This window comes from Alicyclobacillus dauci (genome assembly GCF_026651605.1).
Classification (GTDB): Bacteria; Bacillota; Bacilli; order Alicyclobacillales; family Alicyclobacillaceae; genus Alicyclobacillus; species Alicyclobacillus dauci.
The window spans coordinates 202,351-217,672 of record NZ_CP104064.1 but is presented as its reverse complement, the minus strand read 5'-3'; the positions used below and the strand labels follow the sequence as shown (position 1 = coordinate 217,672).

At 49.8% G+C, this 15,322-nt stretch carries 16 protein-coding genes, 1 pseudogene and 1 riboswitch; of the genes and pseudogenes, 4 read left to right on the top strand and 13 right to left on the bottom strand.

The genetic code is table 11. The features are described 5' to 3' along the window. Positions 1-48 precede the first annotated feature (48 nt). On the bottom strand, positions 49-1,332 hold the full coding sequence (locus NZD86_RS01085; RefSeq protein ID WP_268044623.1) for a (Fe-S)-binding protein: 1,284 nt from the start codon (positions 1,330-1,332) through the stop codon (positions 49-51). Next, the gene (locus NZD86_RS01080; RefSeq protein WP_268046744.1) at positions 1,329-2,744 is read right to left on the bottom strand and encodes an FAD-binding oxidoreductase; all 1,416 of its coding nucleotides are present in this window, start codon (positions 2,742-2,744) and stop codon (positions 1,329-1,331) included. Before NZD86_RS01080 ends, NZD86_RS01085 begins: the two co-directional genes overlap by 4 nt. Before the next feature lie 140 nt (positions 2,745-2,884). Here NZD86_RS01080 and NZD86_RS01075 point away from each other — a divergent pair, with 140 nt between their 5' ends. Beyond that, positions 2,885-3,589, top strand: coding sequence for a FadR/GntR family transcriptional regulator (locus tag NZD86_RS01075; protein ID WP_268044621.1), 705 nt, complete (start codon positions 2,885-2,887; stop codon positions 3,587-3,589). Between the two features lie 161 nt (positions 3,590-3,750). Here the strand turns inward: NZD86_RS01075 and NZD86_RS24625 are convergent, their stop codons facing one another. Together NZD86_RS24625 and NZD86_RS01065 are read right to left on the bottom strand one after the other, a co-directional pair. Then, on the bottom strand, positions 3,751-3,909 hold the full coding sequence (locus NZD86_RS24625; RefSeq protein WP_407655194.1) for a methyl-accepting chemotaxis protein: 159 nt from the start codon (positions 3,907-3,909) through the stop codon (positions 3,751-3,753). Then, positions 3,906-4,163, bottom strand: a complete 258-nt coding sequence (locus NZD86_RS01065; protein ID WP_268047023.1) for a hypothetical protein — start codon at positions 4,161-4,163, stop codon at positions 3,906-3,908. The genes NZD86_RS24625 and NZD86_RS01065 overlap by 4 nt, the downstream gene beginning before the upstream one ends. 615 nt (positions 4,164-4,778) lie before the next feature. Here NZD86_RS01065 and NZD86_RS01060 point away from each other — a divergent pair. Then, positions 4,779-5,624 carry a hypothetical protein gene (locus NZD86_RS01060; protein ID WP_268044620.1) on the top strand — a complete coding sequence of 282 codons (846 nt, stop codon included), beginning with the start codon at positions 4,779-4,781 and terminating at the stop codon, positions 5,622-5,624. Positions 5,625-5,699: 75 nt separating this feature from the next. On the opposite strand, the gene NZD86_RS01055 is transcribed toward NZD86_RS01060, so the two are convergent. The 8 genes and pseudogenes from NZD86_RS01055 to NZD86_RS01020 all read right to left on the bottom strand — a co-directional run bounded on the left by NZD86_RS01055 (position 5,700) and on the right by NZD86_RS01020 (position 11,880). Continuing rightward, entirely contained in the window at positions 5,700-6,605 is a 906-nt protein-coding gene (locus NZD86_RS01055; protein ID WP_268044619.1) for a permease prefix domain 1-containing protein, read from the bottom strand. Continuing rightward, positions 6,602-6,940 carry a PadR family transcriptional regulator gene (locus NZD86_RS01050; protein ID WP_268044617.1) on the bottom strand — a complete coding sequence of 113 codons (339 nt, stop codon included), beginning with the start codon at positions 6,938-6,940 and terminating at the stop codon, positions 6,602-6,604. The genes NZD86_RS01055 and NZD86_RS01050 overlap by 4 nt, the downstream gene beginning before the upstream one ends. Before the next feature lie 443 nt (positions 6,941-7,383). Continuing rightward, positions 7,384-7,740, bottom strand: coding sequence for a hypothetical protein (locus tag NZD86_RS01045; RefSeq protein ID WP_268044616.1), 357 nt, complete (start codon positions 7,738-7,740; stop codon positions 7,384-7,386). A gap of 124 nt (positions 7,741-7,864) precedes the next feature. Then, on the bottom strand, positions 7,865-9,061 hold the full coding sequence (locus NZD86_RS01040) for an NAD(P)-dependent malic enzyme (protein ID WP_268044615.1): 1,197 nt from the start codon (positions 9,059-9,061) through the stop codon (positions 7,865-7,867). A gap of 495 nt (positions 9,062-9,556) precedes the next feature. Beyond that, positions 9,557-10,543 (bottom strand): Gfo/Idh/MocA family protein, encoded by a 987-nt coding sequence (locus NZD86_RS01035; RefSeq protein WP_268044614.1) that lies wholly within the window; start codon positions 10,541-10,543, stop codon positions 9,557-9,559. A gap of 185 nt (positions 10,544-10,728) precedes the next feature. After that, positions 10,729-11,037: a transporter permease gene (locus NZD86_RS01030; protein WP_268044613.1), complete on the bottom strand. Its 309-nt coding sequence runs from the start codon at positions 11,035-11,037 to the stop codon at positions 10,729-10,731. 67 nt (positions 11,038-11,104) lie between these two features. Further along, positions 11,105-11,419: pseudogene (locus NZD86_RS24620) on the bottom strand (hypothetical protein); the annotation flags it as partial. Beyond that, the gene (locus NZD86_RS01020; protein ID WP_268044611.1) at positions 11,371-11,880 is read right to left on the bottom strand and encodes a hypothetical protein; all 510 of its coding nucleotides are present in this window, start codon (positions 11,878-11,880) and stop codon (positions 11,371-11,373) included. The pseudogene NZD86_RS24620 and the gene NZD86_RS01020, both read right to left, overlap by 49 nt. Before the next feature lie 303 nt (positions 11,881-12,183). Here NZD86_RS01020 and NZD86_RS01015 point away from each other — a divergent pair, with 303 nt between their 5' ends. Both NZD86_RS01015 and NZD86_RS01010 read left to right on the top strand, forming a co-directional pair. Further along, entirely contained in the window at positions 12,184-12,819 is a 636-nt protein-coding gene (locus tag NZD86_RS01015) for a GntR family transcriptional regulator (RefSeq protein WP_268044610.1), read from the top strand. A 17-nt stretch (positions 12,820-12,836) separates the two neighbouring features. Next, positions 12,837-14,132 (top strand): MFS transporter, encoded by a 1,296-nt coding sequence (locus NZD86_RS01010; protein ID WP_268044609.1) that lies wholly within the window; start codon positions 12,837-12,839, stop codon positions 14,130-14,132. Positions 14,133-14,242: 110 nt separating this feature from the next. Here NZD86_RS01010 and NZD86_RS01005 read toward each other — a convergent pair whose 3' ends face one another. After that, positions 14,243-14,998 carry a maleate cis-trans isomerase family protein gene (locus tag NZD86_RS01005; protein ID WP_326492623.1) on the bottom strand — a complete coding sequence of 252 codons (756 nt, stop codon included), beginning with the start codon at positions 14,996-14,998 and terminating at the stop codon, positions 14,243-14,245. 163 nt (positions 14,999-15,161) lie between these two features. Further along, positions 15,162-15,245: riboswitch (cyclic di-GMP riboswitch) on the top strand. Positions 15,246-15,322 lie beyond the last annotated feature (77 nt).

Below are 15,322 nucleotides of genomic sequence, written 5' to 3'. Positions count from 1 at the left end.
ATCAATTTAAAAAGTTTATCCACAAGAATACATGACTCGCCGTATGAGTTACACGAGCCGATCCAAGAGATCCACAATGTGTACGGCTTCCATTCGCCCCTCAAGCCCTGCTCGAATAATCCCTTTTTTCATCTGCAGCAAACAGCCTGGGTTCGCCGTGACAACAATGCTGGCTTTTGCGTCAGCCACATGGTTCATCTTGTCGTCCAAGACACGCATCGACATGTCGAAGTTCGTAATGTTGTAAATCCCCGCCGATCCGCAACAGCCATCCGCATTCTCCATCTCGATGTATTCAACGCCGGGTATGCTGCGAATGAGATCGCGTGGTTGTTTGCGGACACCTTGACCGTGTGCAAGGTGACATGAATCCTGGTACGTGACTCTAGCATTGAGTGTCTTCGTCACTTGAAGCGGCAAGGTGGTCAGCAGTTCACTGATATCCCGTACCTTGGCGACAAAGTTGCGTGCTCTATCCGCCCACACCGGATCGTCTTTCAGCCAGTGGTGATACTCCTTGAGTGCGGCACCACAGCCCCCGGCATTATTGACGATCACGTCCAAATCGAGCGCCTCAAACGCCTCGATGTTCTGTTTCGCCAGTACCTTTGCATCCGCCTTCTCACCGGAATGCGCGTGGAGCGCGCCGCAGCACTGTTGTTGATCGACAAACACAACATCACAGCCCGCTTTCGATAGCAGCCGTGCCGTCGCTTGATTCGTCTCGTAAAACATGACATCCATGATGCAACCGGTGAATAAACCTACTTTTCGTGCAACCGGCGCACGCTGTTCCGCTTTGACTACCCGTGTCCGCTTTTTCCGATCCGCCGGCGAAGCCACCCTATCAACCGCAACCTGCATTTCCGTCATTTCACGAGGAAGGATCTGCACGAGACCCGTTTTGCTCGCGAGCTCCTGCAAGCCGCTTGCTTGAAGAGCCCACAGGGCACGCCCCGTTAGTTTCATGCGTCTCGGATGCATAAATAACCTTTTCAAGACAATTCTCCGGCCAAACGACTGTCTCCCCGCCGCTTTCTTGGTATCCTCGACCACTTCCCGCGCCGTCTCTATCAACTCACCGTACTTTACGCCAGCCGGACACGCCGTCTCGCAGGCGCGGCAACCGAGACACGCGTACATGTTGTGCTCGAACTCTTCATCGATAGGCAGTTTCGATTCAGCGACACCTTTCATCAGAGCAATTCTGCCGCGCGGACTGTACGTTTCGAGGCCCGTCTGCTGAAACGTTGGGCAAGCGGGCAGGCAAAAGCCACAGTGCATACAGTTGAGCAACTCGTCCATGTCGAATTTCTTCAGTACGTCTATCATGCGTTTCTCACCACAACTCTCGATCTCGCCGCTTTCGCCACAACCTTGCCCGGGTTCATGATGCCGTGGGGATCGAACGCTTGCTTAATCGCTTGCATCAATTCGATGCCTCCCTCACCTACACGCTGCGGCAAGTACGCCATCTTCGCCATGCCCACTCCGTGCTCACCCGTGATGGTGCCGCCGAGTGCCAGCGCCGTTGCAAAGATCTCCCGGAATGCCTCTTCTACGCGCTTGATCTCCTCGTGATTTCGCTCATCCGTCATACACGTGGGATGGAGATTCCCATCTCCCGCGTGACCAAATGTGCAAATCTGGACCTGGTGCTTCGCTGAAATTTGGATGATGGCTTCCACCATCTGCGCCAACTGCGAACGAGGTACCGTTGCGTCCTCCAGAATGGTCGTCGGTCGAAGTCTTGAGAGTGCGGCCAAGGCGGATCGACGAGCGGCCATCAACTTCGCACCTTCCTCGGCTGTCTTCGCCAATTGAACGTCTGCCACGCCTTCCTCTCGTGCAATCTCGGCAATTCTATCCACATCCCGAACCACTTGCTCCTCCGATCCGTCCTGCTCAAGAAGCAGCATCGCCGCCACATTTCGAGGTAAGCCAAGGTGAGAGAAGTCGTCGACGACTTGCATGGTGGCCTGATCGAGAAATTCCATCGTGGCCGGGATGATTTTCTCCGCGATTGTGCGTTCCACGATTCTCGCCGCGTCGACCATCTGATGACAGAAGACCACAAGTGTCCGTTTCGTCTCCGGGCGAGGCAACAGCTTCAGCGTGATCTCGGTGATGACAGCAAGCGTCCCTTCCGATCCCACCAACAACCGGGTCAAATCGTACCCAGCGACGTCCTTGTAGTTCTTTCCCCCGCAGCGCAGGATTTGTCCCGTCGGCAATACATACTCGAGTCCCATGACGTAATCCTTGGTTACACCGTACTTGAGCCCTCTCATTCCGCCGGCACACTGGGCGACGTTGCCGCCGATGGTGGAAATCCGCATACTGCCTGGATCCGGAGGGTAAAAGAAACCACACTCCTCGACGGCCTTGTGAAACTCCGCAGTGATGACGCCAGGCCCAACCGTCGCGGTGAGATTCTTTTCATCTATCTCCAAGATCTTGTTGAATCGGGTCATGTTGAGGACGATCCCGCCCTCCACTGGCACCGTTCCACCTGCTAGATTTGTCCCGGAGCCGCGTGGAATGACGGGAATCTGGTTGACATGGGCGAGCTTAAGAATTTCCGCAACTTCGCGCGTGTCCCCAGGCATGACAACAACGTCTGGTTGCGCTTGCACAATAGGCGTAGCATCAAACGAATAGGTGTACAATTCGTTTCCTCGTGTTAGAACTCGGTTCTTTCCCACGATATTTCGCAGCTGGACAAGTACTTCCTCATCCATCATATAAACATCAGCACCTCCAAAATTCAGCAGGTCATCAGATGAATTTGTTTTATAATACTGTATCATGATTACGAAACATTTTGTAAATTAATTGAGAGACAATTCGTTTAAATCCCACCTTCGGTACGGAGGACAAGACCATGCAGTTGACAAAAAAGGCATATGAAATCATCGCCGATGATCTTCGCAACCGGATTCACGAGGGCAATCTGAAGCCAGGAGAAAAATTGGCAACCATAGACAATCTGGCCAAGCAATTTTATGTGGGCAAGTCCACCATTCGTGAAGCGCTCAGCATCCTCAAAGCAGAGGGCCTCATCGAATCTGTACAAGGGGATGGCACGTACGTATCAAGTCATTCTGTGGAACACTTTAGCCGAAACAGTTTCAAGTCACTCGGATCTGTCTCGGAGCTGAGAGAGCTTTTACAAGTCCGCAAAGTACTTGAAGTGGGCACCATCGGCCTCGCCGCTGTCCACCGCACGTCAGAAGACCTGCAGGAGTTGAGGCGGATCGTAGAGGAAATGCGGAGCGCCATCGGCAACGAAGAACTGAGCCAAATTCACGATGTCAGTTTCCACCGCGCCATCGCGCGAGCCACTCAAAATCGTATCTTGGCCGGTATGATGGAAAATCTGTCTTCCACCATGATGCGTACCATCCGGGATACTCGCAAATTGTGGCTCTGCCGGGAGCGCGAGTCCGCTGCCAACTTGTTTGAAGAACACGAAAGAATGTATACGGCAATTTCGACACAAGACACCGATGACGCCGTCGAAGTGATGCGTCTTCACCTCGAACGCGTCGAGGATGCCTTTCGATCCCTGATGGAAGCCGGTAAGTAACGGCTGAAGGGTTTGATAAATCCCTAAGAACATGTTTTGTACGCCAGGAGCAAGAGATCGAACTCAAACAGAAGAGAACCCTCATCCCGATCCATTAGACAGGATGAGGGTATACGTTAATGAGATCACTAGGTACCAAACGTACCAAAAATGGCCCTCTGTTACTTGAGCTTAAATTTGCTCACCAATTCTTGCAATCGCTCCGCCATGGACGTGAGCGCCTGTGAGATGAATCCACGTCCCTGTTTCCCAGCCCGCGTAGCTTCAATGGCCGCATTGAGAGATAGCAGGTTTGTCTGGGCTGCAATCTCTGTGATCACTTGAACAATGTCCCCAATTTCGTTCTGTTCAGTGATGGTTTTTTTAGTGGTCCGAAAATGCAGATCGCCTTTGCACCCTTTTTCACCCTGCGACCGACTTCTTGCCATTGGTTAAAACCACACGCATCTTCAGTACCGCTAACGATCATGATGATTTGATTCGCTAAACACCACGCATCGCAAGGGCGGTTACCGGCTTGGCGTCCAAGCATCGTTTTGGCAAGGGCTTTCGGTAGGTCACCTGTCTCCCACATGCTCAGAAGTTTTTTACTGTCGTGTCTACGTGTTTTCCCATGTTTATCACTCTCCGTCCCATGCGCCCCTTTGGGGGGCCCTTGCGAGTCGGCATAATCACGGCAAGCAGAGGCTCGCCATAAAGTGTTTTGGGCGGTACCGGACCGAAGGGAGGGTAAGGAGAACAAAACGCTTTATGGGGAGAAGCGCCGTGATAGCCTACCGCGATGGAGGCCCCGGCTCCCCTAAGCATGAGACAAAAGCCCCAGGTGCATACCTGGGGCATCCAAGTTCCCCGCTGGTTGTCGTGAATCCGAGGTTCTTCAGGATCCACGACAACCAGCGCTGCTCTTTTTATTGTCTACCCACCAGGCCGGGGACCCGTGGTGCAAGCATGAACGTGAAGCCGAGACCCAGCGGAAAGTGCTTTTCTCACCGGTTAGCTCGGTAGCGAAAACGGGTGGGCATTCGGTGGGCCTGATAAATTAAATAAACATACCATTTTAAAAAAAGAAACGAAATACAATATAACATAATTTTTTAAATATTAAAAGAGACTGATGGCTCATTTACATTTAGTGGACTTGGTTTGAAAATAAAACTGAATTTACCAAATTTAACAAGGAGTGAAACGAATGAAGAAAAGTCTTCTAGCTCTATCAGCAATCGCAACCATCGCTTCTTCGGGATTTGGAACAGCCTTCGCCGCCACAACGACAAGTAATAATGAGGAGGCAGCAAAAAACACGTTACAAAATTACTTGACGGCGGCAGAAGCCGGAGACATCAATCAATTAATCGCTAGCGTAAATGACACCCGTATGCCACAAAGCAGACTCGGTGCTGACTATCAACAAACTCTCTCGTTACCGAGTAATCAACTTGTACAATACAAGATTACTGGTTCTAACTCAGACAATAGCGGCGGTTTCTTCTTTAACACGAATCTAAAATTCAAGGATGGTCATACCGTTGACTACGCGTATGACGTCGTCCAAGACAATAATTCGTGGAAAGTGTTGATCGAAAACGCCCCCGTTACACCTCAGTCATCCGCCTTTAATACAGCAGGTGCCGCTGCACCCCAGCTTTCGGTAAGTCCTATGTCCGCACCTCAAATCGGGACATGGAACTGGTCTGTGGCAAACGACCCAGCACACGGTGGCGGCGGATGGTTTTACTCAAACGCTACATTTACTGCGAATGCCAGCGGCACCAACATACAAACTTTAAACTTGCAACAAAGGTCCGAGTATATGCCAAATGTTTCTGCAGACATCACTTACGAGATCGCACAACACCACACAATTTTACCCGATACAGTTTGGGGAACGATTGATGTTGCCGGTAACTATTGGGGCAGTGGTGTACTACGGTATATTTACGGCAGCGGAACGCTATCGAATTGTCAAGTTGCATTCCGAGTGAATGATGGTATCACTGACGACTCCTTTGGCGAAGTTTATGATGGACAAAGATAACGATACCAGGAAATTTTGTAATATGTATTCAGTCTTATGAGGGGGCAGTAGCCCCCTCCTTTCTTCACCACATCATTAACCGCTCACAAATCTGCGACTTTTTCTATTGAATAGTTCATAAGCAAAGTATCCAAGTAGATTGAACATGATCATGGATATTCCCCACCAGATATTAAACCTGCGGTTGTATATTGCATTGATAATTCCCCACGCCGAGAATAATGCCCAGTAAACAGACAGGAGACACACGCCTAAAATACCGAATTCGTATGAACTGTGAGTTCCTACAATTTCAACATAAAGTATCCTGTCTGTTGTACCTTTTATTGGGCAATAAAGAGCGAGTGTAGGGGCTAAGTTTGTAAATAGTCTGTTGTTCATCATCCGTAGGAATATCCCATTCGTTTCAATCTGTTTTAGTGAATTCGGATAAACAAATTGGAACGGAGTTTTGTTTGGGGGTGTATTGGCTTTCAGAACGCTCATACCAACCCCGGTTACATAGGGTGTTTTATCTACTAGGCTTTTCACGTTATTTTCGAATGTTAACGGAATACTCGATTGAATGTTTTCTTGGTTAGCCATTTTCTCGATAGCAGTCGTTATTTGTCTGTTATAATAGGGCTCAATCCTGGAGTTCACGATTGAGTTAAAAGTTATGCAAAAGGCACCCAAACCCCCAATTATAAGAGTAACCGCTAAAAGCCACTTTGCAAAAACTCTTTGAATGCGAACAAGTCCTCTTATTTCAGGTAACACAGTGCTCGGTTCTCCAAAATGCTGAATGGCAAGTTCAACAGCCGTTTCTATAGAATGTCCATTGTGCACGAGTTCTTGAATGCTCGCTAGTATGTTCGCGGTTAGTTCCTCTCGGAGGTCACTGACTACATTTTGAGGTTCACTGATTTTATTGCATATTCGATCTACGGCTATATGGACTCTTCTCTTCATATCTCTGTCAAGCAATACGGAGCTAGTCACAGATCAACACCTCCAAGAAATTTGTCCATAGTACATTTCAAATACTCCCACTCAGACTTCTTGCTTTGCAGTCTTGACCTACCTTCATCTGTTAATTTGTAATACTTTCGACGTCCTCCACCGCTTTCTGAGTTGTCCCAGTAAGACTCCGTATAACCATTTTTCTCCGTACGCTTCAATGCAAGATACAACGTTGCCTCTTTAATCTCAAAGGTTCCATCGGAGTTTTCCCGTGATCGTTTGACTAATTCATATCCATAGAGCGGTTCTTTATGTAGCAAGCTCAATAAAATGGTATCAATGTAGCCTTTTAGAACCTCCCTATCAATATCCAAACCAACCACCTCCTACTACAATACACCATATAATATACCACTAAATAATACAAGGTAAGTGAGTGAAAAATTTCTTTCTTTACCGGTTGGGTCGCTGGCAAAAAAGGTGGCCGGTCATTTGGACTAGGTGAATTAGTGCCCAAGGCATCGGTTATTCACTCATTGGTTTCTATCTGTAATTCCATTAACGGTGAATGATAATAAGACCCAGGACTCCCTGCTGCCCTAGCATGAGATATCGAAAGCACCAGGTGCATTCCTGGGGCGTATACTTTCCACGCCTATAAAAGCGCTACTCTTTTCAGTTGCCTTCAGCATGCCGGGGACCCGTGGTGCGAAGAATGAGCGTGAAAGCCGAGACCCGAACTCGAGTGCGGTCTTTACTCGAATACGCGGCTCGGTAGCGAAAACGAGTGGACGTTCGGTGTCCCAATTTATCTAACTCATCGTTGTTCCTTTGATGTTATGCTAAGAATGCTCCCCAACATCAAACCAAAAAGTACAAACAACCCAACCGGACCAAGAAAGTTCATAACTACACTCCGGCGTCTACTCTTACTCTTCCGTCGCTGAGAAAACAAATCCAGTTGAATCCGCTCCAGCTCAACCGGCTTCATCTCTTGACCACAACGTGGACAATGGGGACCAGCCACGACTACCCTTAAAGCTTCAACATCACGCCACTCATCACAACGAAAACAATAAAAGCGATACACAGGTAACGAGGCCAACAAAGTCGCCGCGTCCGTTTGAATTCTAGATATATCGTCAGACGAGCCCACAGCAAAGTAGTCTCTCACTCGGTTTACCACGATGACATGCACGTCGCACTGCATGATTGCAGTTGCATTAGCTTAATAGTAAAAATTCATAAAAAAGACGGGTTTTCATCATTCGAAAACCCGCCTGCGAGAAACAGCAAACTCAGCGTTGCAACTCTAATTCCCCGTCCCGAATGACATTGTCTTCCCGTGCAGCCTGGGCTACAGCTGCCGCGACAGCCGGTACAACCCTCGGATCGAATGGCTTAGGAATGACGTAATCCGCATTCAGTTCCTCGTCGGCGACAAGGCTAGCAATAGCATTCGCCGCTGCCAACTTCATGTTCTCCGTAATGGCGTATGCGTGAACATCCAGCGCACCTCGGAAGATACCGGGGAAAGCCAGTACATTGTTCACTTGATTCGGAAAATCGGATCGGCCTGTACCAATAACCGCCACCCCCGCCGCTTTCGCGGTATCGGGTAGAATTTCCGGATCTGGATTAGCCATGGCAAAGATGATCGGCTTACTATTCATGCGATGAACCATTTCCGATGTTAAGGCCCCCGCTACCGACACGCCAATAAACACGTCCGCCCCAGCGATCACGTCGTCAAGTGCACCTTTCACCTTATCCCGGTTCGTATTTTCTGCCATGATGCGTTTGACCCCGGTCATCACCACATCTCGATCCTCATACAGCGCCCCCTTCGAATCACAGATGATAATGTTTTTTGCGCCGACGGATCGCAATAGGTTCACCGTCGCAATGCCCGCAGCTCCGGCTCCGTTAACGACGATTCGGACATCACTCATCTTCTTGTCGACGAACTTTAGGGCGTTGATCAGGCCGGCGAGGGTGACGATGGCGGTGCCGTGCTGATCGTCGTGAAAGATTGGAATATTTGTCTCCCGTTTCAACCTATCTTCTATTTCAAAACACATGGGAGCGGCGATATCCTCAAGATTCACTCCACCGAACTGATTCGCTAAAAGCTTCACCGTGCGAATGACTTCTTCCGGATCCTGTGTATCGAGGCAGATTGGATAAGCGTCGATATCGGCAAAAGCCTTGAATAGCACCGCTTTCCCTTCCATGACAGGCAATGCAGCTGCGGCGCCAATATTTCCAAGCCCCAGCACAGCCGTCCCATTGGAGACGACGGCCACGGCATTCCCTTTCCCGGTGTAAACGTATGCCTTGGAGACATCACGGTGGATCTCTCGGCACGGTTCAGCTACCCCCGGGGAGTACGCGAGACTCAAGTCTCGTTCGTTCTCAACTTGGACTTTGGATACCACCGCGAGCTTGCCTTTGTTCCGCTCGTGCAATAACAGTGCATCTTCTCTCAACGCCAAGTCCAATCTCCTCCATCGAATCGCTATCGAGTTGAACAGAATAATCAGATATTAATATCTAGTTTACCGTGTATGGATGCAAAACTCTAGTCTAAGTTGTACGGTGGGGTGGGCGGCGTGGGCATCGCGGGACGCGCGGGGCACTCGGGAGCCTCGGGAGCCTCGGGAGCCTCGGGAGCCTCGGGAGCCTCGGCAATTAGGTACTCTGATTCCGCTGTTGATGATTCAATTGCCATCCCTGACGGATAGAGGACGTTTATTCCGTTATGCCATCATATTAAGTAAAAAAATCTTTGCTCGCCCACCTATAAGTGACTCATGTTCCTTTGTTCACTTTCATGTACCGGCTGGAGCGCCACAAGGGAACTGTAGTCCGTTGCACACTCACCCGCTTCGCCCCGGCCCGCGCTCAAACGCATACTACCGCAGCGCACCCGCTCACCTCGCCCCCGACCCACGCGTCAAACGCATACTACCGCCGGCGGACCGACCCGCTCACAGCGACACTGACTTTCTCCCCGCAGCCTCGAACACCATGTCGATGATCTCCATGTTGTGAAGCGTATCTTCCACTCGATTCAGAGGGGAAGTGCCGTTCTCGATGGACCGGCCAAAATCTTCAACCTGCAGCACGTACATTGGAGACGGGTCAATCATTTCCGTACGCTCACCAGACTGGGTGCGAATGAGAAGTTTTGGCTCTCCCTTGTCTGGTCGGAATGGCCACGGAATGGTGATGGTACCCTCCGTTCCGACGATCTCGACATGTTGCCGATTTGTCACTTCAAAAGAGCAGTCGAAGTGAGCCAAAATGCCATTTTCGAAGCGAATGGCCGCCGCCAACGATTTGTCCACGACGCCGTCCTCAGCGAAATTCGCTGTCGCCGTCACCTTGACAGGGCGTGCGTCACTGGCGATGGTGCGAATCGCGTGAACACAATATGAACCGACATCGTACAGTGCTCCGCCCCCCATGATCGGGTTGAGGCGAATGTCCCCTTCCCGCGTTAACGGGAAAGAAAAGTTCGCATTCACCATTCGAACATCCCCGATAACTACGTTGCGGATGACTTCGTGGACTCGTTTCCAAAGTGGATGATGTTGATACATGAACGCCTCGGCAAACACTACACCCGCTTGCTTGCAGGCGTCAGTCATTTGCTTTGCTTGCTCGGCCGTCAATCCGGCTGGCTTTTCACAGAGGACGTGTTTTCTCTTTTCTGCAGCTTTTATCGTCCACTCTGCATGCAAGTGGTTGGGGAGCGGTATGTAGACAGCATCGATGTCCGGATCTTCAAGCAATGCCTCATAGCTGCCATAAACTTTGGGAATACCTAGCCGACTCGCGAATGCTTGACCCTTCTGTTCGTCCCGACTGGCTACCGCCAATAACTCGGCGTTGTTTGCTCCCTTGATGGCTGGAATCAACTGTTGTTCCGCAATGCGTGCTGTGCTCAGTACGCCCCAGCGGATCGTCTGCATAGAAACCACGCTCCTTCTTCCTTGAACACATTGCAACCCTACTAAATTGAGTTTACTGCGAAAGAGCGTGTCCAAACAGTCACGGCTAAATTGACCGTTCTGTAAGGCTGTTCGAACGACTTCTCAAACGCTGCGATGATCAAAGGTTCTGCACTAGCCGCCATTGTCCTCTCGCGAATTCCTGCTCAAAATGGCCAAATCCTCGGTACGATGAGCATGGTTGCGGCGAAAAAGAGGATCGTCAAAGGTACGCCGAGCCTCGCGTAGTCCTGATACCTGTAGCCCCCGGGACGCATGATGATGAGAAACACCTTGTGGCTGATGTACGTCATAGGGGACGCGGTGACTGCGACAACTACAGTGACGACGAAGGGGATCGGGTTGTAGTGCAGAGCGGTCGCCGTCTGAATCATGACAGGCGCAAGGAGCAACGTTGTCGGCGTGTTGCTCATGACTTGTGTGAGGACGGCCGCGATGGCGCATGAGGAGTCCATCGTCGTTGCTAAGCGCCTCCATGCTTTCGGTCGGGCCTTCCAGAAGAAGCATGTCCCCCGGCTGCAGTACAACCTGCGCCAGGCGCTCCGTGATGGTATCACCATTTCTCCACAATGCCAGCACAGCCACTCGGAATTGGCTTCGGAAGTTCAGCTCTTGCAAGGATCTGCCTGCAAAATGAGAACCGTGCCGAACAATTGCTTCACCAACGAGCCCCACAGACACATCCTCAATGCTCTCGTGGACCTCTCGCTGTACGGCGAAGTCATCTGTATCGTCGATTTTGAGCAAGTCATCCTGATGCGCTTCAACGAGCAATACGTCACCACGTTTCAGCACGGTATCGGCGTGCGGAAAGTCAACCGGATGATCCCGTAAAATTCGTACGACATTGATTCCGCTATCTTTAGAAACTGAATGTTTTTAAGGGGTTTGTCGTGCCATTTCGAGCTCTTTGAGACGTGTAATTCCGTCAGATAATCCTCGATCCCGATCGTCCCACTACCCGACGTCGCCCCCGTGTCGGGAACGAGAAACTGACCAAACGCGAGAATAAATAGCATGGCGATAATGAGGAGCGAGAGTCCGACCGGGAGGATGGAGAACAACGGGATCGGCTTAATATGTTCCTTGACGAGCAGCTGATTTGCGACGATATTGCTCGCGCTGCCGAAACCGCTGAATAATTCCTTTTCAGAGACGATCCCAGTTATTCCGAGTGCTAGTAGAATAAACACGCCAATGAAATCAACGCGCACCCGATTCGATACGAGCATCCCGATAACAACAATCAGAATGCCGATGGTTTCCCAACTTGCGAGTGTGAAGGCTGGATGAGTCATCAAACCAAACCCCTTTTCAAGGACACGCTATGTTTCCTCATAGATTGAACTGTTTTACGACCATAACTAGTGGATTCTTGATTTGCCCACAGACTTGTGAAGCCGGATATGTAGAGGATTTACGTCATTCTATCAGATTCATGTCGCACTCTCCTAGCGGAAGCACCGACGAGGGAATGGCTATGACGATCCGTTAAATAATTTCGATCGTTCACGACAAAGTTGACGCCAAACAAGAAGAATTCGATTATACTGTATACAACATGCAAGCGAATACAGTATACATATAAGTGGGGTGATAATTTGGAGATACGGAAACCGGAACCAGTTTATCAGCAGGTATACGACATCCTCTTTCAGCAGATCATCGAGGGACAATTGGCCTCAGGCGTTAAACTATCCGAAGAAAGAATTGCGGCCGATTTGCACGTCAGCCGAACGCCAGTCCGTGAGGCTATCATTCGTTTGGAACACGAGGGTCTACTGAGAAACAAAACGGTTATTGAACTAACTCCGAAAGAAATTAAAGAGAGTTATGAAATTCGTATTCTCTTAGAGGGGCACGCCGCCAAACAGGCTGCGCTTACAATGACGCCCGAGGACAAGGAATTTCTGAAGAGCGTCATCGACCGCGCTCGATCCGGTGATTTTGAAGCAAAGATGAAAGCGAATACGCTATTCCATAACGCAATCGTTCGGGCCTGCCAAAATGATCAGCTTTCGCAGTTCATAGAGCGAATGCAAACAATCATTTTGCTGTGCCGCAAAGATATTGTGAAAAGCCGGACGGAGCTCCCGCACGAACACGAGGAAATCTATGACGCCGTCATTCGCGGTGATGGCGACGCAGCAGAACGCTTAATGAAAAGTCATTTGCAGAGGAATCTAAACAACTTCCTAAATAGTTTACCCGCTGAAAATCGGATATCACTGATTTGAGGATTGGAGGAACATCTGTGAATCAACTAAGTTACGCAACAGGCGTTATTGAAGCCCCAACATCGAGAAAAGCACACGCTCTCATTGGCTCTTGGGCCTCCTGGTTATTTGATGCCATGGACGCCGGAATTTTTAGCTTTGTTCTACTAGCCGTTTCCCATACGTTTCATACCAGCTTGTCTGGAGTGACAACGGTAGTCGCCTGGTTCCTATTTGCGACGGGCGTGGGCGGTTATGTGTTCGGCAACATCTCCGACCGGATCGGCCGGAAGCGCACGCTGTGGATTTCCGTCCTCATTTATGGCATTGGCACACTTCTGTGTGGCTTCGTCCAGAATATGTTCGAGTTAAATATTTTCCGAATCATTGTCGGCGTCGCTGTAGGTGGCCTTTGGTCCGCGGCCGCAGCACTCATTTCCGAAGTATCGAGTCCAACGTCACGGGCGAAAGCACTTGCACTCATGCAAACAGGGTGGTCCGGCGGACAGTTGTTGGCTGCCATTTTTGCCTGGACGCTTCTGAATCCACACGATCCAGAGTCCTGGAGACGGCTGTTTATCTACGCTAGTATTCCAGCCTGGCTGACAGCGCTTTATATTCTGATATTCGTCAAAGAATCACCGATCTGGCTTGCGAATAGGGAATACATTGCACAACACAGCAAAGGTCAAAATATGTTCTCCATTTTCAACAGAGCGTACGTCAAGACAACCTTATTGGCTCTCCTTATTTCAATGTTGGGCATGATTGGATACTGGATCATTCTCACTTTTGTCCCGAGCTACCTGACCAAGATACTTGGGATCAACATGAACCAAGCACCTGTCTTTTCAGTTTGGACTGCCGTTGGCGCCATCATTGGCTACCTAGTCTATGGCTATCTCGCGGAATGGATCGGCCGTCGAATTTCGTTCTCTATTTTCTTCTTTGGCATGACGGTCATCATTCCTATCTTCACATATGTGGCCAGTCACATGCCGCTGACTCATGGTCACTTGATTCTAACTGGAGCACATGTCGTCACCATGGGCATTATCTCAGCCCTGCTTGGGTTCTTTACAGGTTACTTTAGCGGGTTTGGCGCGTGGTACGGTGAACTGTTCCCAACCAGCATTCGTGCGACAGCCTCTGGATTTTGTTTTAACGTTGGTCGCATCGGATCCATCCTCGGCATCGTCAGCGCACCGAGCCTTATCGCATCAATTGGATTCTCGATGTTCATTGTTTTGGCATCCATTTGCTACTTCGCCGCCGGTATTCTGGTATTCACCATTCGCGAAACGAAAGGGCAAGTGCTCACCGCGGATAACTGACGGTTCTTCTGCTCATCAAAAAACACCAAGCCCTGTGATACAGCTTACAGGCTTGGTGTTTTTCTCTTGCTGGCAACTTTATGGTTGGCGGCCAACCGTTCTCGTTACAATTAATAGCGACCGGACAACAAGCTGCCGGCGTTCGGGACGAACGTTTTCAAGTTCAAGTGTTTCAAGATCTGATAGACAGTGGATGTAGCTGCTGTCAACACAGGCTTGCCAATCTTGTCTTCCACCTTCTGTACCGCTTCGAGTGAGGGCATTTGCACACAGGCAGAGAGCACAACCGCGTCCGCTTGGCTGTAGTCTAGACGATCAACAATGTCGAACAAGTTCATGGGGTTCTGCAACCCAACTTCCAAGTTATCCGGAATCTCCAAGCTGATGGAGTCGGTGACTTGAATGTCGTTTGCCTCGATATACTCGATAACCGTTTTCGTCAAAGGTTTCATGTATGGTGCGATCAGCGCGACTTTCTTTGCGCCAAGCGTTTGTACGCCTTGAATGAGCGCCCCCGCGCTACTGATGACATCCCCGGAACCACCGTTTTCTGAAGCGATGTTTGACAGTCTCTTTTCCGACACCACGTGATACCCTGGTCCCTGGCACATAATAGCCACCAAACAAGCGTAGGCCAGAACGTCGCAACGTGCATCGGAAAGTTCCACGGCACAACGATCACTTTCGACATCCATAGCTTTCAATTGCTCCGGAGTGACATGCATCATCCGCATGCGGCTTGAATGGAACGTAAACGTTTCGTCCGACATCTCAGCCATGCGCCAGTTCAACATACGAGGAATCTCAGTCTCCATCGTTGTGTTGGAGCTAGGAACAATCAATCCTACTCGGTAATTCTTCGCCATATCCAATCCTACCTTCTCTACTCGATTTGTGAATCCGTTGTCATACGGTGTATTTGTTACATGTATACAGTATACAGTATTGTCTTGTGTTCGGAAAATGGCTATAATTTGAACGCAGGTTGTCGAAATCCAATCTATTTTGTTGAAAATACATAATGGGTTGACAAGAGAAAAGCAAACCAGTTGGAAACGCTGGGACGCAAAGCCACGGGTCTAACGATGTGTCTATGATAGCCGGGCTACCACAACGGGGTAGCCATGTCCACGTGGCTACCCTTTTTTTGGATGATGCTCGTTGGGTAAACAAGTAGTTGGATTTTCTAC

Excerpts from the sequence above, each read along its gene's own strand:
- NZD86_RS01085 (WP_268044623.1), bottom strand. The coding sequence starts at position 1,332 with ATGATAGACGTACTGAAGAAATTCGACATGGACGAGTTGCTCAACTGT.
- NZD86_RS01030 (WP_268044613.1), bottom strand. The coding sequence starts at position 11,037 with ATGGACTCCTCATGCGCCATCGCGGCCGTCCTCACACAAGTCATGAGC.
- NZD86_RS01060 (WP_268044620.1), top strand. The coding sequence starts at position 4,779 with ATGAAGAAAAGTCTTCTAGCTCTATCAGCAATCGCAACCATCGCTTCT.
- NZD86_RS01020 (WP_268044611.1), bottom strand. The coding sequence starts at position 11,880 with ATGACTCATCCAGCCTTCACACTCGCAAGTTGGGAAACCATCGGCATT.
- NZD86_RS01080 (WP_268046744.1), bottom strand. The coding sequence starts at position 2,744 with ATGATGGATGAGGAAGTACTTGTCCAGCTGCGAAATATCGTGGGAAAG.
- NZD86_RS01075 (WP_268044621.1), top strand. The coding sequence starts at position 2,885 with ATGCAGTTGACAAAAAAGGCATATGAAATCATCGCCGATGATCTTCGC.
- NZD86_RS01035 (WP_268044614.1), bottom strand. The coding sequence starts at position 10,543 with ATGCAGACGATCCGCTGGGGCGTACTGAGCACAGCACGCATTGCGGAA.
- NZD86_RS01005 (WP_326492623.1), bottom strand. The coding sequence starts at position 14,998 with ATGGCGAAGAATTACCGAGTAGGATTGATTGTTCCTAGCTCCAACACA.
- NZD86_RS01065 (WP_268047023.1), bottom strand. The coding sequence starts at position 4,163 with ATGTGGGAGACAGGTGACCTACCGAAAGCCCTTGCCAAAACGATGCTT.